At 67.9% G+C, this 19,707-nt stretch carries 18 protein-coding genes and 1 pseudogene; 8 read left to right on the top strand and 11 right to left on the bottom strand.

All coding sequences use genetic code 11. The annotated features are described in order from the left end of the window. Nucleotides 1-154: 154 nt before the first annotated feature. Nucleotides 155-373 (top strand): hypothetical protein, encoded by a 219-nt coding sequence (locus tag NNI01S_RS27730; RefSeq protein WP_157115011.1) that lies wholly within the window; start codon nt 155-157, stop codon nt 371-373. A gap of 23 nt (nt 374-396) precedes the next feature. Here the strand turns inward: NNI01S_RS27730 and NNI01S_RS27725 are convergent, their stop codons facing one another. Together NNI01S_RS27725 and NNI01S_RS27720 are read right to left on the bottom strand one after the other, a co-directional pair. Next, nucleotides 397-1,137 carry an SDR family oxidoreductase gene (locus tag NNI01S_RS27725; protein WP_063023485.1) on the bottom strand — a complete coding sequence of 247 codons (741 nt, stop codon included), beginning with the start codon at nt 1,135-1,137 and terminating at the stop codon, nt 397-399. A gap of 435 nt (nt 1,138-1,572) precedes the next feature. After that, nucleotides 1,573-2,508, bottom strand: a complete 936-nt coding sequence (locus NNI01S_RS27720; protein WP_063023483.1) for an RNA polymerase sigma-70 factor — start codon at nt 2,506-2,508, stop codon at nt 1,573-1,575. A gap of 360 nt (nt 2,509-2,868) precedes the next feature. On the opposite strand from NNI01S_RS27720, the gene NNI01S_RS27715 reads away from it, so the two are divergent. Beyond that, the gene (locus NNI01S_RS27715) at nt 2,869-3,576 is read left to right on the top strand and encodes a hypothetical protein (RefSeq protein WP_063023481.1); all 708 of its coding nucleotides are present in this window, start codon (nt 2,869-2,871) and stop codon (nt 3,574-3,576) included. Nucleotides 3,577-4,092: 516 nt separating this feature from the next. On the opposite strand, the gene NNI01S_RS27710 is transcribed toward NNI01S_RS27715, so the two are convergent. Continuing rightward, complete coding sequence (locus tag NNI01S_RS27710; RefSeq protein WP_245676398.1) at nt 4,093-4,584, bottom strand: DUF8020 domain-containing protein; 492 nt, start codon at nt 4,582-4,584, stop codon at nt 4,093-4,095. A gap of 711 nt (nt 4,585-5,295) precedes the next feature. Between NNI01S_RS27710 and NNI01S_RS34830 the strand changes: the two genes are divergently transcribed. Continuing rightward, nucleotides 5,296-5,484, top strand: coding sequence for a hypothetical protein (locus NNI01S_RS34830; protein ID WP_157115010.1), 189 nt, complete (start codon nt 5,296-5,298; stop codon nt 5,482-5,484). Between the two features lie 70 nt (nt 5,485-5,554). Here the strand turns inward: NNI01S_RS34830 and NNI01S_RS27705 are convergent, their stop codons facing one another. The 3 genes from NNI01S_RS27705 to NNI01S_RS27695 all read right to left on the bottom strand — a co-directional run bounded on the left by NNI01S_RS27705 (nt 5,555) and on the right by NNI01S_RS27695 (nt 8,177). Next, the gene (locus tag NNI01S_RS27705; protein WP_063023479.1) at nt 5,555-6,415 is read right to left on the bottom strand and encodes a haloalkane dehalogenase; all 861 of its coding nucleotides are present in this window, start codon (nt 6,413-6,415) and stop codon (nt 5,555-5,557) included. Between the two features lie 191 nt (nt 6,416-6,606). Next, nucleotides 6,607-7,278 carry a chymotrypsin family serine protease gene (locus NNI01S_RS27700; protein WP_063023477.1) on the bottom strand — a complete coding sequence of 224 codons (672 nt, stop codon included), beginning with the start codon at nt 7,276-7,278 and terminating at the stop codon, nt 6,607-6,609. Between the two features lie 224 nt (nt 7,279-7,502). Next, a complete protein-coding gene (locus NNI01S_RS27695; RefSeq protein ID WP_245676401.1) occupies nt 7,503-8,177 on the bottom strand; it encodes a PAS and ANTAR domain-containing protein in 675 nt (224 codons plus the stop codon). 494 nt (nt 8,178-8,671) lie between these two features. Between NNI01S_RS27695 and NNI01S_RS27690 the strand changes: the two are divergent. Together NNI01S_RS27690 and NNI01S_RS27685 are read left to right on the top strand one after the other, a co-directional pair. Then, a pseudogene (locus tag NNI01S_RS27690) lies at nt 8,672-9,100 on the top strand (winged helix-turn-helix transcriptional regulator); the annotation flags it as partial. An 80-nt stretch (nt 9,101-9,180) separates the two neighbouring features. Next, on the top strand, nt 9,181-10,560 hold the full coding sequence (locus NNI01S_RS27685) for a serine hydrolase domain-containing protein (protein ID WP_063023471.1): 1,380 nt from the start codon (nt 9,181-9,183) through the stop codon (nt 10,558-10,560). Between the two features lie 125 nt (nt 10,561-10,685). Here NNI01S_RS27685 and NNI01S_RS34825 read toward each other — a convergent pair whose 3' ends face one another. The 4 genes from NNI01S_RS34825 to NNI01S_RS27670 all read right to left on the bottom strand — a co-directional run bounded on the left by NNI01S_RS34825 (nt 10,686) and on the right by NNI01S_RS27670 (nt 15,566). Beyond that, a complete protein-coding gene (locus NNI01S_RS34825) occupies nt 10,686-10,838 on the bottom strand; it encodes a hypothetical protein (RefSeq protein WP_157115009.1) in 153 nt (50 codons plus the stop codon). 82 nt (nt 10,839-10,920) lie between these two features. Then, nucleotides 10,921-11,112, bottom strand: a complete 192-nt coding sequence (locus NNI01S_RS27680; RefSeq protein ID WP_063023469.1) for a DUF3072 domain-containing protein — start codon at nt 11,110-11,112, stop codon at nt 10,921-10,923. Nucleotides 11,113-11,203: 91 nt separating this feature from the next. Next, a complete protein-coding gene (locus NNI01S_RS27675) occupies nt 11,204-12,520 on the bottom strand; it encodes a uracil-xanthine permease family protein (RefSeq protein ID WP_435825119.1) in 1,317 nt (438 codons plus the stop codon). Between the two features lie 208 nt (nt 12,521-12,728). Next, entirely contained in the window at nt 12,729-15,566 is a 2,838-nt protein-coding gene (locus NNI01S_RS27670; protein WP_063023465.1) for an aminotransferase class I/II-fold pyridoxal phosphate-dependent enzyme, read from the bottom strand. A gap of 259 nt (nt 15,567-15,825) precedes the next feature. On the opposite strand from NNI01S_RS27670, the gene NNI01S_RS27665 reads away from it, so the two are divergent. Continuing rightward, complete coding sequence (locus NNI01S_RS27665; RefSeq protein WP_063023463.1) at nt 15,826-16,815, top strand: BtrH N-terminal domain-containing protein; 990 nt, start codon at nt 15,826-15,828, stop codon at nt 16,813-16,815. Nucleotides 16,816-16,842: 27 nt separating this feature from the next. Here the strand turns inward: NNI01S_RS27665 and NNI01S_RS27660 are convergent, their stop codons facing one another. Next, nucleotides 16,843-17,295 (bottom strand): winged helix-turn-helix transcriptional regulator, encoded by a 453-nt coding sequence (locus NNI01S_RS27660; protein WP_063023461.1) that lies wholly within the window; start codon nt 17,293-17,295, stop codon nt 16,843-16,845. An 83-nt stretch (nt 17,296-17,378) separates the two neighbouring features. On the opposite strand from NNI01S_RS27660, the gene NNI01S_RS27655 reads away from it, so the two are divergent. Both NNI01S_RS27655 and NNI01S_RS27650 read left to right on the top strand, forming a co-directional pair. Further along, entirely contained in the window at nt 17,379-18,614 is a 1,236-nt protein-coding gene (locus NNI01S_RS27655; protein WP_369689698.1) for an MFS transporter, read from the top strand. 233 nt (nt 18,615-18,847) lie between these two features. Then, nucleotides 18,848-19,492 (top strand): dihydrofolate reductase family protein, encoded by a 645-nt coding sequence (locus NNI01S_RS27650; RefSeq protein ID WP_063023457.1) that lies wholly within the window; start codon nt 18,848-18,850, stop codon nt 19,490-19,492. The last annotated feature ends 215 nt before the right edge of the window (nt 19,493-19,707 follow it).

Here is a 19,707-nt window from a genome sequence, read left to right as displayed (position 1 = left end):
CGGGAACGCCCCCTTCGGAAACGCCGGCCGCTCACGCAGACCGGCCACGCCATCGGCGATCTGGGGATTGTGCTGGATGTAGCGCTCGGACAGATAGCGGCGGGCGGCGTCGAAATCCTTCCGGCAGGAACTGGCCGACGGCACCGTCGCGGCGGTGCGGCGCTGCATGGACGCGGGCGCCGTCCCGGTCGGTGATGCGGCAGCGGTCGCGCTGGATCTGCGCGCCGCGGTGCACGGCGCGGTATCGATGCGACTACACCAGCCGGACCGGCCGTGGCCGCCGGTGGAAGAACAGGTGGAACGCTTCCTCACCAAGCTCGTCGGGGTGCCGAAACCCGCGGCTGCCGTCGCGGATTCGCCGCGCGAGGAATGACGCCGGCCCGCTCGGCCGGTGGTTCAGTGCGCGTTCCGGAGCCACTCGCGGTAGTGCGTGGGCGCCAGGTACGCGTCCGGTCCAGCGGTGAGCGCGGCGCCGGTGACGGCGGCGAACATGCCCGCCGTGTCATCGGTGACGACGGTGCGGTCGTCGTGCCGCGCGGCGAGGGTGAGCCTGCCGAGTTCATCGAGGGCGAACACGTCCGGGCCCGCGACGTTGCGGATCCCACCCAGCGGGGCGCCGGTGGCGACCTCCACAACCGCGTCGACGACGTCCGCGGCGGCGATCGGCTGGATCGGGGTGGCGGGCAGTCGGACCGTGTCACCGTCGGAGGTCCAGGACATCACCGCGTCCATGAACTCGAAGAACTGGGTGACGCGCACGATGGAGTACGGCGTCGGTCCCTGCCGCAGCAGGTCCTCCTGCAAGGTCTTGGCCCGGTAGTAGTCCAGCTGGGGCACCTGATCCACGCCCACGATCGACAGCACGACCTGGTGCCCGACACCGGCGTTGCGCCCAGCGGCGAGCAGGTTGCGCATGGAGGTACGGAAGAACTCCAGCGACGCCTCGTCGAAGGTCGGCGAGTTCGCCAGGTCGATCACGACCTGCGCGCCATCCAGCGCCTGGTCCAGCCCTTCACCGCTGATCAGGTCGACACCGGTGGACACGGCGGCGGGGACGGCCTCGTGCCCGGCCGCGTTCAGCTTCCGGACCACCTGCGAGCCGATCCGTCCGGTACCGCCGATGACTGTGAGCTTCATGGTTTCTCGCCTTTCGCGGTGGGCCACCGGGCAGCCGGCGGTGCATGGCGGGCGATCGCAGTGACGCCGAGGTTGTGATCACCGCGGTGCGGCTCCTGCGGCCGAGCCAGCATCCCACTGGCGAATCGGCGGCGTGACGAGTTCGCGGACCTGCACCGCAGAAACGTTATCGGTTCGTTCCGGTCCTGGAACCACGTCTGCCCGCGCGATGGGGTGTGGAGCGCGAAGAGCGCCGCCACCGTCGTGGCCCGCGCCGATCGAAGACGAGCCGAGCGCCGGATGCCGAGATACGGCACTCGGCCCGGTGCGCGCCGCCGAGCGCGGAATGGTCGAACGTGCCACGCTCGCCGAGGTATCGGCGAGTGGGACAACGAAGACGCCTACCTCCAGCTGATCATGGCGGATGTGGCCGCCGCTCGAGTGCGACTCCTATCGTCAGCGGCTGAGGATGGTCTCGCGCTGCATACGGGACAGCTTCTCCGGATTGCGCACGGCATAGAGCCCGGTGACGAGTCCGTCGTCGATGCGCAGCGCCACCACGGTGTCGATCTCGCCGTCCTGTCGCAGGATCAACGCGGGATAGCCGTTGACCTGCGCCGGCTGCCTCTCCGCCGCGGCGAGCCTGCCCAGCCCGGCGGCCAGCACACGGGCCACGCTCTCGGCGCCCACCACGGGCGCCAGGGTGGCCTGGACGACGCCGCCACCGTCACCGAGCAGGACCACGTCCGGCGCGAGGATGTCGAGCAGGTTCTGCAGATCGCCCGTTTCGATCGCGCGCTGGAACGCCTCGAGCGCCTCACGGGTCTCGGCCGCGGAGACGATTCCGCGTGGCCTGCGGGCGGCCACGTGCGATCGTGCGCGATAGGCGAGCTGGCGGACCGCGGCCGGGCTCTTGCCGACGGCTTCGGCGATCTCCTCGTAGGCCAGATCGAACACCTCGCGCAGCACGAACACCGCCCGTTCGATCGGCGACAGAGTCTCCATCACCAGCAGCATCGCCATCGACACGCTGTCGGCCAGCGCGACGTCCTCGGCCACGTCGGGTGCGGTGAGCAGCGGCTCGGGCAGCCAGGGGCCGACATAGGACTCCTTGCGCCTGCCGAGCGTGCGCAGCCGGTCGAGCGCTTGGCGGGTGGTGATCCGGACCAGGTAGGCGCGTTGATCCTGGATCGCGCCGAGTTCGACGCCCGCCCACCGCAGCCAGGTCTCCTGCAGGACGTCCTCGGCGTCGGCGGCCGAGCCGAGCATCTCGTAGGCGACGGTGAACAGCAGGTTGCGGTGGGTGACGAACGCTTCGGTCGCCGCGGCGGGGCGGGTATCGCGACCGCTGGTCTCGCGGTCGCCGGGCACGCTCTGCGATGTACCGGCCATGGAGTGGCTCCTGTTCTCAGTGACTGTGTCACCCACCAGATGCCGGGCCTGGCCGTCTCGTAACACCGTGGCGCAGTGGCGCACGTCACATCTCGAGTTGCCGCACCGCGCTTGTCCGATCGAGCGCGGTACGAAGCGATTTCACGAGTTCTTCGGGTAATAGCGGTGCGGGGAGGAAAGCGGTGGTTTCCGCGGCCTCGGATTCGAGCGGACATAAGTGTGTTGCGAGGCAGCGTGTTCCGCCGAAGCGGTGCGGGCACGGCCGAAAGGAGTTGGGAGGCGGTCGGCAGCCGGTTCGGCGCGGCCCTACACTCGACGCACACGCATGCTTCGGACGGAGGTGATCGGCGGTTGAATCCCATGGATCCGCGCGACCAGCACACCGCACGTTATGAACCCGGATATCAGCCGGGGAACTACCGTGATCCCGGGTACAACCGAGATCGAGGGTACGGCCGAGATCGCGGGTACAGCCAAGATTCCGGATACAACCAGGACGCCGGATACGGCCAAGATCCCGGCTACGGCCAGGATCCCCGATACAGCCAAGATGCCGACTACGGCCACGGCTCCGGGTACGGCCGAGATCCCGGATACAGCGCATATGAAGCCGATCGCCCGGACCGGCAGTCGCGTCCGCGGCAAGGGCCGGACGTCAACATCGGCATGTTCGTCGGCGGTGTGATCGCGGCGGCCGTGGTGACGGCGTTGGCGGCGTGGTTGTGCGCCTGGATCATCGAGATCATCGCCACCCGGGTCACCGAGAGCGGTGAGTTCGGGGTGTGGAGTCCGATGTCCCAGGACGCGTACTGGTTCGCCGTAGTGGCCTTCATCTGCGCACTGCTGGCCGGGGTGCTGTGGTACCTGCTTCGACTGGGCACTCCGTCACCGGAGCTGTTCTTCGGCTGGATCGTCGGAATCCTCACGGCCGCGGCGGTGATCATTCCACTGGCGCTGTCCAGCCACCTCTGGGTGGGTATCTCCACCGGCATCGAACATCTGGTGATCGGTCTGCCCATCTTCAGCTTGGTGCGCATGGTGGGTGCCAAGAGCACCGTGTCCCGGTAGCGCAGGGCCGTTCGGATTCCGTCAGCCACAGGCCGCTGCACGCGGCGCGCGCCGAGGTGACGGCCCCGGGCCATGGCGAAGGCGCAGTCGAGGCAGTCCTCGAACGACGCGCCACCGGCTTCCCGGGCCCGGACGATGGCGCCGAGCACCGCGCCCGACCTTCGCGCCGGTGCTGCGCGCGCTCGGTGATCCGGTGCGCTCGGAGTTGGCGCGCGCGCCGGGGCCTACCCGGGCTTACTTGTCCTGTTCCTGCGCCTCCGTGCGGCCGAGGCGGTGCCCAGCGGTTGCTCCCCGGACGTGGTGGTTCGAGCCGTTTCGCGGCGGTGAGCGGGGGATTCGAGCTGCGGTCCCTCGATCGCAGCTCCTGGTCTGCCGGTGCCCGTACTCGGACCTGCGAACCATTGCGCTGCCGAATGGCGACGACCGAGCCGGCGGCGATTTCACGCAGTGTGAGGCCGGGCGGATCGGTGATCCGCCCGGCCGTGGGGACCACCTCGATTCGGTTCTTCCGAAGGATCAGAACGGCGTGAAGAAGAAGCCGAACCAGGCACCGACGGCAGCGCCGACCGCGCAACCGATGACGGCACCGACGATGAAGAACCAGATGCCGATGGCAATGCCGATCGCGCAGCCGATCGCCGCACCGAGGATGGCGCCGCCGAACAGGGCGTCGTGCATCAGGCCCTGCAGTTCGGGTGCGACCGCGCCGGGTGACGGCACACCGGCCGCCGGGGTCAGCGTCAGCGTCCTAGCCGACGGGTCGAGCGACGGTGTGACGCTGAAGTTCTGGCCGGTCTCCATACGCAGTGTCGTCGGTATCGCGCCGACGATCGCGCCGTCGTCGGCGATCACGTTGACCGCCGTCGGCGTCACCTCGAATCTGCCGGAGGCGAGATCGACGACTGCGCTGCTGTGATCCGCGGCCAGGGTGGTGGTGTAGGCGATAGGCCCGTCCACCCCGTTCATCGTGAGGTTTGCCAGAGTGCCCTCACCGTGCGCTGTGGCCATGGCTATTCCTGTCGACGCTATGGCCAACAGGGCGGTCGCCACCAATTTCTTGATAAACATTGGGCGTCCAATCATGGGACCTGTATGGTTTCCCCCGGACGGGCGACGTCGACCGTCAGCTATGATCTTTCACCCCCTTCCGTTCGGTGTCGATAGGTATCCGCTATCGGGTATTTACATACCTGAAGTCGGAAATTGTCTCCCTCCCACGATTGAATCCCGAGCGCCGCGCCGGTCGCTATCCAGCGGCAAATTCCGCAATCTCGCGGCCGATTCTTCGTGGGCCGTCGCCGCCGTCCTCGACGGTCTCGCCCTCGTCGTCGATCGCGCTGCGGTGGTCACCGATGCTGGCACCCTGGAACGCGTGGCCCCCCGCCACCGGGAGCCGGTTGGCGCGCCGAAGTGCGGGACGGGGCATTCACCGCCCGCGTGCAGCGCTCCGAGTGCCGGTCCGACGCGTGGTTACTTGCACTACGTCACGCTGGTGGCTGCCGCCGAACCCCAGCGGGTCACGCGCCGGCGTTTCACTCGAATAAACCAGGGTCCGTTTTCGAACTGTGGGGCCACACGGTGGAAAGAACGCACGTCGTTCACTTGGTGTCCCGCCGACGCTGTAAAAATAGGTGATCGAACCTGTCCATCGAATACGACTTCGTATACGGATCGGCGCGTTGCGGCGTTCCTCTCGATGGTCACTGGTAAAACCCGTTCATGACCCGGCAGACACCGACAATTAGGCACGCGCGCCTGGCATTGGAGCAGGTGGCCGCTGAACTGGACCAGACCGCTTATCGCGGTGGCTATCTCACCTCCGAGCGGATGCGATTCCTCGCGACCAAGGTTCGCGACGCGTCCCAGGTGTATGACAGCGCCGTCGAATCGGCCGCGTCGGCCGATTGACCGGCAGCGTGGCACGCCGCGGGCATACCGTCGCGACCGTGACGAAGGGGGCGTTCGTCGGTCCGCGTCCTCACGGGAACCGCTTCGCGATCGCCGCCGCGATCGCGTCCGGTGCGTGTTCCTGAATGAAATGCCGCGCGCGCGGCAGCTCGACCACATCGAGATCGGTGAAGGCGGCTCGCATCCGCGGGATACACGCGTTCGGACGAAACACCATGTCCCGCATTCCCCACACCAACAGCGCCGGCTTGTCGCCGAGCAGGAGGGGAACGTCTCGGGCGAGTTGGTCCAGCAGCGGTCCCGCGGCGCGGATTTCTTTCGGCGTCGCGGCGAGTCCGCGCCGGGCTTCCACGGTGGGCTGCACCGCGCGATAGTGGTCGGCCTCGGCCGCGGTGAGCTTGTGCCCCAGTTCTGCGAGCAGGACGCGCTCGACGAGGAAATTCTGTTCGAGGATCCGTCGCTGCATCGGACGGCTGCCCATGATCACGCTGAACGCTCGATTCGCCCAGGCCTCGGTCGGCCAGAACGAGGTGTTGCCCAGCACGATCCCTCGCACCCGATCCGCGCGCGCGGTGACCGCGCCGAGGCCGATGGGGCCGCCCCAGTCTTGACCCATCAGGACGAAGCCATCGAGCTGCAGGTGATCGATCAGCTCGCCGAGGACTGCGGTGTGCTCGGCGATCGTGTAGCCGAAACCCGAGGGACGTTCGGACAAACCGAAGCCCGGATTGTCGACAGCGAGACACCGGTACCGGTCGCGCAGGTCCGCCACGATGTTGCGGTAGAGGAAACTCCACGTCGGAGCGCCGTGAAGGAACAGCAGCGGTGGCCCGGCGCCCTCGTCGATGTAGTGAACCCGGCCCACCGACGAGTCGAACCAACGCGACTCGAAGGGGTACAGACTTCTGTCCGGAACGAAATCGATCAGCATTGGGCCCCTCCCTCTCGGGCAGACTACCTCGGATGCGCCCGCGCAAGCGATAGTCGCCTCCCGAATGGCCGTCACCGGACCCGAATTCGACTGTGCTGCCCCATGGTCCGAGCGCTCCCCAGGAGGGCGCGCCACAGTTCGGCTCGACCGCTCGTCACTCGGTGTGGCGGCCGTGGATCGACGGGCGGAGCTCAGATCGGCCGGAATCCGGCGCCGACGTCGTTGCGCGAGTCGATGTCGCTGAGGATGGCGTTGATGTCGGTGCCCACCTCGGGGCCGAGGCAGCCCATGCCCAAGTAGGCGTTGACCATGCCGACCAAGGTCGAGCCGAGCACCACCGGCGCGCCGGAATCGCCTTTGAGCACGCACATCTGGGTCCAGGTGTCGCTGCTGTCGCCCATCATGTCGCCCCAGGCGACACCGCAGGTCCGGCCGGTGGTCCGGCCTTTCTTGCACACGACGTCGGGAAATTGCGCGGGACCGCCGAGGCCGTCGATGAAGAACCCCCCGACCTCGCGGGTCGGAGCCACCCGTGCGGCATCGAATTCGATTATCCCGTAGTCCAATTCGTGATCCGCGTAGACGAATCGCCCCAACACGCCGTAGCTCGGATAGGTCACCGATGTGACCGGTGCCCCCGGCTCGCCGCAATGTCCCGCCGTCAAGCCCACCAACCTGCCCGCCGCGTCGTAGCCGATGGTGGTGAGCGTGCAATCGGCTCGGTCATCGATCGTGATGCCCGAACCCCCGCCCATCGGCGGCGGTGGCAATTGGGGGACACCGGCCGCTGCGCCTGCGCCGATCGAGACGGGGCCGCACGCAAGTGCCGCCGCGGCGACAACCTTCATCAGCGAACGAGTCATTGTTCCTCCCACCGGACCGAACCTGCTTGCCACCACCCGGCCTCGGCGTCTCCCGCCATCGACGTCCGTGGTCGGCGCGAATTTTCCTACGTTGCGACTGCTGGCTACCCACACCGGCGAGGCGGAAACGGAACCCGCTCCCAGCACGGGTCAGGGGCGCCACCGATGAGCCGGAAGGGCTTTCGACGTCGTCGAGCGCGTCGAAGCCGGGGCAGGACGATGTTCTAGTCGGGGTATTCGTGGATGGTCAGCAGGAGATGGTCCAGCTTGGTGCGTTGCTCGACGGGACCGCCGCCGGCCGCCGCGGCGACGGTGACCAACTTGGTCGCCAGCATCCGCAGTTTGGTGTTGGTTTCCTGGGACCGCCACCGCAACACTTGGAAGGCTTGCTCGGCGGTCAGGCCGTAGGCGAGCATCAGCATCCCTTTGGCCTGTTCGATCGCCGCGCGGGCCTCGACCACTTCCGGCAGGGCCTCGTCGATGGCTTCCCGCCGTTGCTGGTCGACGGTGGCGGTCAGATCGATGAAGTAGCCCGACGTGCCCACGACCGCGCCGGTGCCGTCGAAGATGTGGTCGGCGACCACGAGCACGTGCCGGACGTGGCCCGCGGTGTCGATGATGCGGTGGCGGCTGCAGAACGCGCCGTGGTCGCGGACCGCGGTAGCGAGGGCGTCGGCGACGGCCGCGCGGTCGGCGGGGTGTTTGTGCGACAGCACCAGCTCGGTGGTCGGCTGTACCTGGCCGGGGATATAGCCGTACAGTGCGGCGACCTCGTCGGACCATTCCCAGCGCTGATCGTCGAACCAGAACCGGAAGCTACCGACCCGGTCGGGACCTCCGGCCCCCGGCCCGGCGTCGTGCCCAGCGTCCGGCCCATCGGCGTGGCTCACCTGTCTCATCATGCTCCCTCCGAGCGCTGCCGGAGGTCACAATCACCCGACCGTGGGCACATAGGCGAACCCGGCCCACTTGCTTGCCCGCCGCCCCCATGCCGATGGGGCTCGGCCCCTCGAGTCGGTCCGCGGCGAAACCACCACGGCCGCCCGGAGGACGTCGGCGGCCGCAGCAACGTTGTCGAAGCGGTGACGTGCTGACCTGATCACGCCGTCCGCGCCGCGGCGAGCGCAGCCACTCGCCGCGGCAGCGGCCTGTCAGGGGATCGGGAAGATGGCGCAGGTCGTTGTGGCGTGGGCGTAGAGTTTGCCGTCCTCGATGCCGACGAGTTGGGCTTCGGCGGTCCCGATGCTGCGACCGACGTGAATAGCGTGCCCGGTGGCGCGCAGCGTGCCGGTGCGGGCGGTGCCCGGGCGCGGAAGATGGACGTTCAGCTGGGCGGTGGTGTAGGCGAGGCGGGCATCTTGCTCAGCACGGCCGAACCCATGGCGGAGTCGGCCGTGGCATTCCCCGCATCTCGAAGACCATGCTGTCGACCCGGCTGAAGGATCTCGAACGCGCGGACATCGTCGTCCGCGACGGCGAGGGCTACCGGCTCACCGAGGCCGGCACGGCGCCGGCCCCAGTGCTGGTCGAACTCGCGGGCTGGACCGCGCGCTGGGATCGCCGCGGCTTGCGCTCCGAACACCTGGATCCGGATGCCCTGGTCTGGGACATCCGGCGCCGCGTCGTCGCGGATCGACTGCCCACCGAGCCGACCCTGGTCGGACTGCGATTCCCCGGCCACGCGCGCCGCCCGTACTACTTGCTGGCGAGACGCCCCGACAGCATCGCAATCGCGGTCTTCCGGTCCCGAATGCGCACGGACTCAGGGCGACCGTCATGTCGATCCGGCTATCGCTGCCGGCATCACCGGCGGACGACCTGACCCGCGCCGGCCGGGTGCGCGCCGTCGAATTCTGTCCAGCACTTGACCTTGCCCCTAGGGCAGGGTTCGAGCATGGTGGCATGAACGAGACAGCGCAGGAATTGACGGAATTCGTTGCGGCCGCGGCCCAGAAGGCGGGCGTCCCCGGTGCCGCCGTCGGGGTGTCGATCGGGGATCGGGAAGACATCGCGTGTCACGGGGTGACGAGTGTGGACAATCCGCTTCCGGTCGACCGGGATACGTTGTTCGTGGTCGGGTCCGTGAGCAAGACGTTCACCGCGACCGCGTTGATGCGGCTGGTCGCCGAGGGCCGGGTGGAGCTGGACGCGCCTGTGCGGCGGTATGTTCCGGAATTCGCCCCGGCCGATACGGCCACCGACGAGATCACAGTGTTGCGGTTGCTCAACCATACGGCCGGGTTGGAATGGCGGGTCGGTGACGACACCGGCGAAGGAAACGACGCCCTCGCGCGGCACGCGGTGAAACTTGCCGAGTCGAAGCCGATCGCGGACCCGGGGACGCGGGCGTCCTACAGCCAGGCTGGGTTCAACCTGGCCGGCCGGGTCGTGGAGAACGTCACCGGATCGACCTTCGAGCGGGCCGTCGCGTCGCTGCTGTTCGAACCGCTCGGACTTGCGCACAGCTGCTATGCGGTCAATGACGTCATGACGCGGCGGTTCGCCGTGGGCCACAATCTCGATGCCGACGGTGTGCTCGCCGTCGCGAGGCAGTGGAAGGACAACCGCGCCAACAACCCCGGCGGCGGTGTGGTGACCTCTGTCGGCGATTTGCTGCGGTGGGCGCGGTTCCATCTCGGCGACGGCCGCACCGAGCGCGGCGAGCGCATACTGCCCACCGGCCTGCTGCACCGCATGCGGGAGCGGACCGTGGAATTGCGGGGGAGCACACTGGGCGACGCCTTCGGCATCTGCTGGTTCCTGCGCACCGTGGACGGTGTCGCGACCATCGGGCACGGCGGTTCGGGCAATGGCCAGTTCGCCGACCTGCTCATCGTGCCGGAGCGGAATTTCGCCGTCGCCGTGATGTCGAACGCGGGCCCGGACGCGGGCCTGGCCTTCAATCGCGCCGTGGTGAATCGGGTGCTCGAGCGCTACCTCGGTGTGGTCGAGCACGACCCGGAACCGCTGCCCTACGACGGGGCACGGGCAGCGGAGATCGCCGGGCACTACGAGAACGAGATGATGCGGCTCACCCTCGCCACCGATGGGGCCGGGCTGACGATCGGATGCTCGGTCAAACCCGAGACCCGCACGGCCGTGGAAACCGACCTGCCACCCGACCTCCCGCCCGCTTCCCTGGGCCTGCTGCCCGGCGACGCGGACGAGTACATCGTCACCGAGGGCGGTCTGCAGGGGCAACGCGGATTCTTCACCCGGGACCGATCCGGCGTCGTGACCGGCATCGATCTCGCCGGTCGATTGTTCGTCCGGGCCCGCTGAGGGCCACCGGCACTTCCGGTGATCGCCACTCACCGACGCACTCGCGCTGGTCGAAGAGGCCACGGGCACGTGATCCGCGTGCACCAGCAGCCAGGCCCCGGCCGCGTCGCCGCCCGGGACCGAACCTACGTGTCCGGGTCTTCGCGCTGGTCGTGTTCAGGGCCGGGGCCCGCCAGGTCTCCGGAAGCCTCGCCTCCGCCCTCGAGGATGTCCTTTTCTCGAGTGTCCGGGGTTTCGCGTGCGCGTTCGTCGTTCGCGGCGTCGTCAGGGTGGTTCATCAGTGATTCTCCTCAGCGGCGTGGATGCTCGTCGCTCGAGCAAGTCGTTGCCTCGGTCCGCCTTCCGGCCGAGCCGGGCCGGTCAGGCGCCGCGGCCGGTGCGCCGCTGTAGTTCGTCGATCAGCTGCGACGCCTCTGCCTTGGTCAGCTCCTCCGGGACCTCCTCACCCGCCTCCTGGGCCAGGGTGTGCAGGTAGGAGTCCTGTGGGCCGGTCATCGGCTCCTCGCCGGTGGTCCACTGATCCGGATCCTTCTCCGGCTTCGGCTGCACCATAGCCACTCCTCACACTCGACAGAACAGGTGTTCGACTGCTGCCTACCCGGATCGGCGGTCTTCAATCACCCATGCCCTGCACGCCTCAGCGTCACCGGTCCGTCGGTTTCTCCGACTTCCGCAGGTCGTCCGCCGGGTGGGCCACGACCGTCCCGCGCCACCCCCCGATCAGCCGCATCGCGTGATAGATCACCAGCGCGGCCAGGGCGCCGAGGGCGATGCCGCCGAAGTCGAGATCGCCGATCACCCACGTGAAATCGGCGATGCCGATGATCAGCGGGATGGCGGCGGTGAACTGGTTGATCGGCGTGCCGAAGTCCACCCGATTGCTCACCCAGATGTGCACGCCGAGGATCCCGACCAAGCCGTAGAGCGCGGTCGTCACACCGCCGAGCACCCCGGCCGGGATGGCGGCGATCACCGCTCCCACCTTCGGTGACAGGCTGAGTGCGATCGCCGCGGCACCGGCTACCCAATAGGCGGCGGTCGAGTACACCTTCGTCGCGGCCATCACGCCGATGTTCTCCGCGTATGTGGTGGTCGCCGAGCCGCCGCCACTGCCGGCCAGCACCGTCGCCACGCCGTCGGCCGCCAGCGCGCGGCCGATGCGCCGGTCATAGTCGATTCCGGTCATCGTGGTGATCGACTTGACGTGGCCGATGTTCTCCACCACGAGCACCAGCACCACCGGCAGGAACATCGGGATCACCGAGAGCTGGAAGCTCGGTGCGTGGAAGTCGGGCAGCCCCACCCAGGAGGCGTCGCCGATCGCCGCGGTGTCGACCTCACCGCGCGCGAGCGCGAGCAGATAACCGAGCACGACACTGGTGACGATCGCCAGCCTGCCGAGCAATCCGCGGAAGAGCACGAGGCACAGGATCAGCAGTATGAGCACGACGGTTGCCGTGATCGCGTCCTTCTCGAAATTCGCTTCGGCGGTCGGCGCCAGGTTCAGCCCGATGAGAGCGACGATGGTGCCGGTGACCACCGGCGGCATCAACGCCTCGATCCAGTGGGTGCCGGCGAAGTGCACCACCACGCCGATGACGATCAGCAGCGCGCCCACCACGACGATCCCGCCGAGCGCCGCATCCATTCCCTGCGAGGCGGTCGCCGCGAGAACCGGAGCGATGATCGCGAAGCTCGAGCCGAGGTAGCTCGGCAGCCGGTTGCGGGTGATCACCAGGAACAGCAGGGTGCCGATCCCGGAGAAGAGCAATGTCGCCGACGGCGGAAACCCGGTGAGGACCGGCACGAGGAAGGTGGCGCCGAACATCGCCACCACATGCTGCAGCCCGATCCCGATCGTGCGCGGCCAGGTCAATCGCTCGCCCGGGGCGATCACACCGCCGGTGCCGACCTCGGTCCAGCGGAACATCGATCCTGTTCGCGGTTCGGGCGTAGTCATGGGAGCAGTGTGCGGCATGATCGCTCGTCGCGCCCGGGACGCGAACGGCGGAGCCCGCCGTTACGCCGCGCGGCCCACCGATGCGCTCGTCTTCGACCAGGCATCGGTGCGCCGTCAGCAGCGCCCAGCACGGCTCCACCAGCGTCCGTGCCGAGTTCGTCGGCGGCGTTGAGCAATCCATGGGGCGGGGCGCGCCTGCCCCGCATCGTCAGCGCCGATCGGTCGCGGAAAGTGTGCCGGACAGCTCGCGCGATGCCGGACGGTGGTTCGCGGGCGGCAGAGCTGTGTCCGGCATCCCATCGGATCTCACGGTGCTCGCGTGCCGGGCCGCGGCCAACCGCGCGAGCGCGGCCTCGGTGAAGACCGACAACCCGAGGTCTGGGTTGTATCCGTGAATCTCCTTGACGTCGAGCTCGGCCAGGAAATACAGGATCTCCGTCGAAACCACCTGCCCAGGAACCAGCACCGGGAAGCCGGGCGGGTAAGGGACGACGAAGGTGGCGGACACCAGGGGCATCCCCTTGGCGAGCCGTCGCCCGGCGTCGCCGAGCAGGACATGTTCGCGGTCGGACTCCTCGTATCCGGCGTAGAAGGCCGCTCGCATGTCACCGAAGGAGCTGGCCCTCTCGGGACGAAACGCGCTGTCGAACTCGCTGAAGTCGGGGAGTGCGGGCAATTCCTTGGTGATCTCGTCGATCCGGCGCTGTTGCAGGGCGCGATCGGCCTTGCCCGCCGCGCTGCGGCTGCTCTCGAAATCGGCCGCGATCCGACGCAGTACGTCGAGCAGGTAATGCACACTCGACCAGGTGACGCCGATGGTGAAGATCAACAGCACGCTGTTGATCGAGGTCTTGTTGATCTGGATGCCGAATCGGTCCATCAAGATCTTCTCGCGGAAATCGAACCCGTTCATGCCGGTATTGCCGATGAACAGGGTGACCCGGGTCGGGTCGAGCACGAACTGATCCGAGCGCCAAGCCTCGTTCCACTCGGCCAGGCCGCCCTGCCTGACCTGACGGTACGAGCTGACTTCCGACGGCCGGAACTCGTCGGGCACCAGGTCGTCCTCGTCGAGGATGCGGAACCACTTGCCGATCAGCCGGTCTTTGCGGACGCGGTGGCGGAACACCAGCGCCATGTCGTAGGCGTGCCGGACCAGCTGGAAGCCCTCGATGTCGACCTGCCTGCGGGCCAAGTCCAGCGACGCCAGCAGTTGCTGGTTCGGCGAGGTCGAGGTGTGGGTCAAGAACGCCTCGGCGAACGCCTCGCGGGCGAGAGCTTTGAAATCCTGGTCGCGGACGTGGATCATCGACGCCTGCCGGAGCGCGGACAGCGATTTGTGGGTGGAGTGCGTCGCGTACACGCGGACGCGCGCCCGCTCGGGATCGGGAAGCAGCCGGTGGTTGCTCCACTCCGCGCGGTCGACGCCCCGCATCGACGCATGCCACCGGCGGTATTCCTCGGCGTACCCTGGCGCGGCCAGCGACGAGGCCAGTTGCTCGGCGGCAACCATCGCGGTTCGCTGGCGTGCCCACGGCACCGCGGTCGCGAACGCGTACCACGCCTCGTCCCACAGGAAGCAGATGTCCGGCTTGATCGCCAGGACCTCCTCCATCACGCGCCGCGGGTTGTAGACGATGCCGTCGAACGTGCAGTTGGTCAGCAGAAGCATGCGCACCCGGTCCAGTTGACCGGCCGCCTCGAGATCCAGCAGCGCCTTCTTGATGGTGTGCAGGGACACGGCTCCGTAGATCGCGAACTGTTCGAGCGGGTAGGCGTCCAGATACAGCGGGTACGCCCCGGCGAGCACCAGGCCGTAGTGGTGCGACTTATGGCAGTTGCGGTCGATCAGAACGATGTCGCCCGGCCGGGTCAGGGCCTGCACGACGATCTTGTTCGCGGTGGACGTCCCATTGGTCACGAAGTACGTCTGGTCGGCACACCACGTCTCGGCGGCTTTGTCCATCGCCACCCTGATGTTGCCGTGCGGGTCCAGCAGGGAGTCCAGCCCGCCGGAGGTGGACGACGTCTCGGCCATGAAGATGTTCCGGCCGTAGAACTCGCCCATGTCCTGCAGCGACTTGGAGTTGAAGATGCTGGCGCCCCGCGCGACGGGAAGGGCGTGGAACTGGCCGACCGGCGCGGCCGCGTAGGCGCGCAGCGCGTCGAAAAACGGCGTGGCGTATCGGCTCCGGATGCCTGCGAGCACTGTGCTGTGCAGGTCGGTGGCGTCGTTGAGCCGATAGAACGTGCGATCGTAGACGTCCGGCTCGGCTTCGGTCTCCGCCGCGATCGACTCGTCGGTGAGCAGATACAGGTCGATATGGGGCCGCAGCTTTCTGATCCACTCGCCGCATTCGACCCAGTCGTGGGCGCGGTCGGTCACGACCACGCCGTCGTTGGCGCCGAGCAACGTGGTCATCAACGGCACCCGGTCGCGCGAGCGGAGCGGGAGATCGTGCCGGATGATCGCCGCCTGGATCTCGCCGTTCAGGGCGACGGCGGTGATGGCGTCCTCGATGCTGGCCACGACGAGCAACTCGAATTGCACGTCGTCCGACGGTTCGCGCAGGGCCCGGAGGCTCTCCGCCAGGCTCTCGGGCGCCTCGGGCGGGGAATCGTCGCCGAGCAAGACGGTGTAGAACTGCTGCTGCTTGGCCCGGGCCACGAGTTCCTGTTCGGCCAGCTGGGCCGAGGTGTCGAACAACGCCGCGCGGTCGCCGTACTCGGAGAGCAGGCGCACGGCCAGCGACACTTCGTCGGTGAGCCGCACCGTCGCGAGATCGGCGAGATATCCGCGAAACGCCGCCAGCCGCCCCGCGCCCGGGTACAGCCAGTACCGCTCGTAGGCGCCGAGGCGGTCGAGGAGGCGGCGCACCCGGGCGGCTTCGTGGGTGGTGTCCAGCCCGGCACTGTTGACATCGGCGAGCCGGCGGCACGCGTCGTCCAGCAGATTCCAAGTGTCGATTCGCGAGTACGACGGGTTCGCCACCGCCGCCAACGCGGAAACAGAAAGCCCTTTCGGGCGTTCGCCGTCTCGATGCATGTCGTTAGTCACGCCCCTCCATCGGTGGGCGAAATGACCAGTCGCTCACGACAGATCACCCTCGAACATTCATCCCTGCGATCATTGTGCCCCGCCGTAGATCGAATTCCTAGCCGGTGCCGGAAGTCGCGGCGGCCCCACTGCTGCCGCGCCGATGAGCCCGGCATCCCGAGTCCGGCCGGTGGACTCTCCCGCCACGGGAGAGCCCACCATGGTGGCAACGCTCTTCGACGATTCTGCGCCAGGAGAAAGGAATGGAATGACCGCTGTGCGAGACATCGATGCCCGCGGCGCCCAGCATTGCGAGACGACAACACTGGGAGTGCTGCTGCGGCACCAGGGAATCCACCTGTCCGAGCCGATGCTCTTCGGTCTCGGCTCCGGCCTGTCCTTCGTCTACTGGGACAGCAAGTCCATGGGCTTTCCCTTCCTCGGGGGACGGGTCAAGCCTTTCGATCTCACCCGGAATCTGGCCGCCCGACTCGGCCTGGAGCTCTCGGTCCAGGAGACCACCTCCCCCCGCCGAGCGTGGGAGAACGTAGTCGGTCCCGTCGACGCAGGTCACCCCGTCGGACTGCAGCTCGACAGTTACCACCTGGACTATTTCGGGTCGAAGGTGCACTTCGGTGGTCATGTCGTCGCGCTGTACGGCTACGACGATCACGACGCCTACCTGGTGGACACCGATCAGCAAGGCGGAACGGTGTCCACCAGCCTGACCAGCCTCGCCCAGGCCAGAGCCGCGCGCGGCCCGATGACCGCCAAACATCGTTCCTTCACCCTCACCGCCCCGAGGAACCCGCCGTCCGCCCGCAGCCGGATCATCCCGGCCATCACCGCCTGCGCCCGCGCCTTCCTCGACCCGCCCATCGCCAACCTCGGCTATCGGGGCATCGAGAAGGCGGGCAAGCTGGTGCCCACCTGGTTCCGGCGGACCGACGACCCGCGGCGGGATTTGACGCAGGCTGCCCTCTTGATGGAGGAGGCGGGGACCGGCGGCGCCCTGTTCCGTAACTTCTATCGCGACTTCCTCGCCGAATGCACGCGGACGCTCGACAGCCCCCACCTGCGCACCGGCCACGAGTTGTACACCGAGGCAGCCGCCCTGTGGACGGAAGTCGCGGCACTGGTCGCACAAGCCGGTGAATCAGGCGACACCCAGTCCCTCAGCCGAGCGGGCGCCATTCTCCGCGATCTCTCCCGCATCGAGCGCGAGGCCATGCAGGCGCTCAGCCGCCTGGGGCAATGACGCGCGTGGGTCGCCCGACTCCACGGGTCAGCCGACTTCGACGACTCGTGCCGTTGCCGCTGAGAGGGGTTTTCCCGCGGGGGTTTCGGGGCGCAGTTCGGCGACGGGGCTGCCGTCGAGGCCCATGAGTGTCGAGTGCGGCTCGTTGTCGGCGAACGCGTGGCGTTCTCCCCATTGCCGCAACGCGACGATGGTTGTGAAGAGGTCCTGCCCGGCCTCGGTGAGTTCGTAGACGTGCCGCTTGCCTCCGGGGGCCGGGCTGACGGCCAGGATGCCGTGGTCGACGAGTCGGCGGAGTCGGTCGGCGAGAATGTTGCGGGCGATCCCCAAGCGCTGCCGGAACTCGGTGAACGCGGCCGCGCCGTCCATCGCGTCGCGCACGATCAACAGGCTCCACCGATCGCCCACCAGGTCGATCGTTCGAGCAACTGGGCAAGTGGGATCGGTCCACTCGCGGGGCGAGCCGAGCGCGGGCGCCATACACCCTCCTGCTAATCGGTTGCAATACGAAACCATTATGGCCTACGCTCAAATGGTTTCAATTTGCTACCGATGCGGGAGGTGTGGTGTCGACGGGAGTGACCCGATCGCAGCGATGGCTGCTGGCCCTGATATGCGCCGTGGCAGTGTCGACGATCTACGCGATTCAGCCGGTATTGGCAGCGGCGGGGTGCGATCTGGGCATGGCGCCGGAGTCGCTGGGCCGGCTGGTCGCCGCCGGGCAGATCGGCTACTTCGCCGGTCTGATCGTGCTGGTACCGCTCGGCGACCTGGTGAATCGCCGCCGGCTCATCGCCGTGCATCTGGCGCTCACCGCGGTGGGGGCCGCCATCGCGGCCGCCGCGCCCTCCGGTGTCTTCGTCCTGGCGGGACTGGCGATCGCCGGGGTGTTCGCCGTCGTGGTGCAGGTGGCGGTCGCCTACGCCGCCGCCGTCTCCGAACCGGGCGAGCGGGGCCGCGCGATCGGCGCCGTCACCTCGGGCGTGGTGATCGGCATTCTCGGCGTCCGCGTCCTCGCTGGTGCGCTGGGCGACACGGTCGGCTGGCGTGCGGTCTACGCACTGCTCGCCGCGCTCTGCGCGGTTCTCGCCGTCACCGCCCGGGTGGGGCTGTCTCCGGACGAGAGGATCGGCGACGGGCGATACGCGCACGTGCTGGTGTCCATGGCGGGGCTTGTGCGCGCAGATCGACTGTTCCTGAGCCGGGGCCTGATCGCGCTGTTCCTGTTCGCGTCGTTCGGGACACTCTGGAGCGGGCTCGCGCTGCCCCTCGGCGCCCAGCCCTGGAATCTCGGCACCACCGCGATCGGCCTGTTCGGGCTGGCCGGCCTGGCCGGGGCGCTCGGGGCCGCCCGTGCGGGACGATGGGCCGACACTGGTCATGCCCAGGCGATCACCGGCTGGTCGCTGGTGGTGCTCACCGGTTCCTGGGTGCTCATCGCCCAGGCCCGATCGGCCCTGTGGCTACTTGTCGCGGGCATCGTCCTGCTCGACTTCGCGGTCCAAGCCGTGCACGTGAGCGGCCAGCATCTGCTGACCACCGCGCATCCGAACCGCGCCAGCAGCGTCATCGGTGTCTACATGGCCTTCTACTCGCTGGGATCCGCTCTCGGAGCGATCACGACCACGTGGGCATACAGCTCGTGGGGATGGCGGGGCTCCTGCTGGGCCGGCGCTCTCTACGCACTGTCGGCGCTGGTTGTGTGGGGACTGGCTCGGCTCGGCGGAGGTCCGGCCGTCACACGGTCTGTGGCGGACGCGACGAATGTCGCTCATCAGCCCTGCGAGTCACGCTGCTGACAGACTCCCGTCCTGGTGGCGGCGATGTCTGCGCACGCTCCAGATGGGTGTAGCCGCCGAACATGATGTCGCGCAGAACGATCCGGCTCCAGCGGACCCCAGGGAGCGCGATCGGCATAGTGTTCCCACGGCCCGGCGGATGCGGCAACTTGTCGCGAGCAACCGGTTGCATCATGAGATCACTCTGCGTAGATTCCTTACTGATTGCATATTGCAACCAGTAAGGAGTGACGATGACACAGTTGGTCCGCGTGCAGAACTTCAACGTCTCCAGCGATGGATACGGTTCGGGGGAGGGACAGAGCTTCGAGCGCCCATTCGGCCACGCCGATCCCAGTGCGCTGTTCTTCTGGACGGGCGCCACCGCGCACTGGCCCACCCGGACGGAACCGGGCGGAACCTACGGCCTGGACGACTACTGCACTCGCGACTTCACCAACAACATCGGCGCCGAGATCATGGGACGCAACAAGTTCGGTCCGCAGCGGGGGCCGTGGGAGGACTACGAATGGCAGGGCTGGTGGGGAGACGAACCCCCGTTCCACACACCCGTGTTCGTCCTGACCCACCACGTGCGTCCCTCGTTCACGCTGGGAGACACCACGTTCCATTTCCTCGATGCGGCACCTGAGAAGGCGCTGGCGCAGGCATTCGATGCCGCCGACGGCAAGGACGTGCGCATCGGCGGCGGTGTCGCCACGGTCCGGGAATTCCTCGACGCCGATCTGATCGACACGATGCATATAGCCGTTGCACCGGCCGAACTCGGTCGCGGCGAGAGGTTGTGGGAGAGTCCGGAGGAACTCGTCGACCGTTTTCATCTGGAGCGGATTCCAAGTCCCAGCGGGGTGGTGCATCACTTCTTCTGGCGACGGTGACGTGTGCTGCCGGCGTGTGCCGTCGATCGCGGAATGGGGCGGCGGGTTCGCGGCACGAGTCGCCGCCCACCCCATCCCGCTGTGCCTCGTGCGCAGGCACTTTCGTGGTCCTGACCGCCTCGAGTTCGGAGTGACCAGCGCATGAGCCGACCCGAGTACTGGGCGGATCGAGGCGGCAGATCCCCGGAGGCGGTCACGAGAAAGATTGTGTGACA

It is taken from the genome of Nocardia niwae NBRC 108934 = DSM 45340, from assembly GCF_001613465.1.
Lineage (GTDB): Bacteria > Actinomycetota > Actinomycetes > Mycobacteriales > Mycobacteriaceae > Nocardia > Nocardia niwae.
Note: the sequence above shows the minus strand (reverse complement) of the source record. Positions and strands in the feature narration are given on the sequence as shown.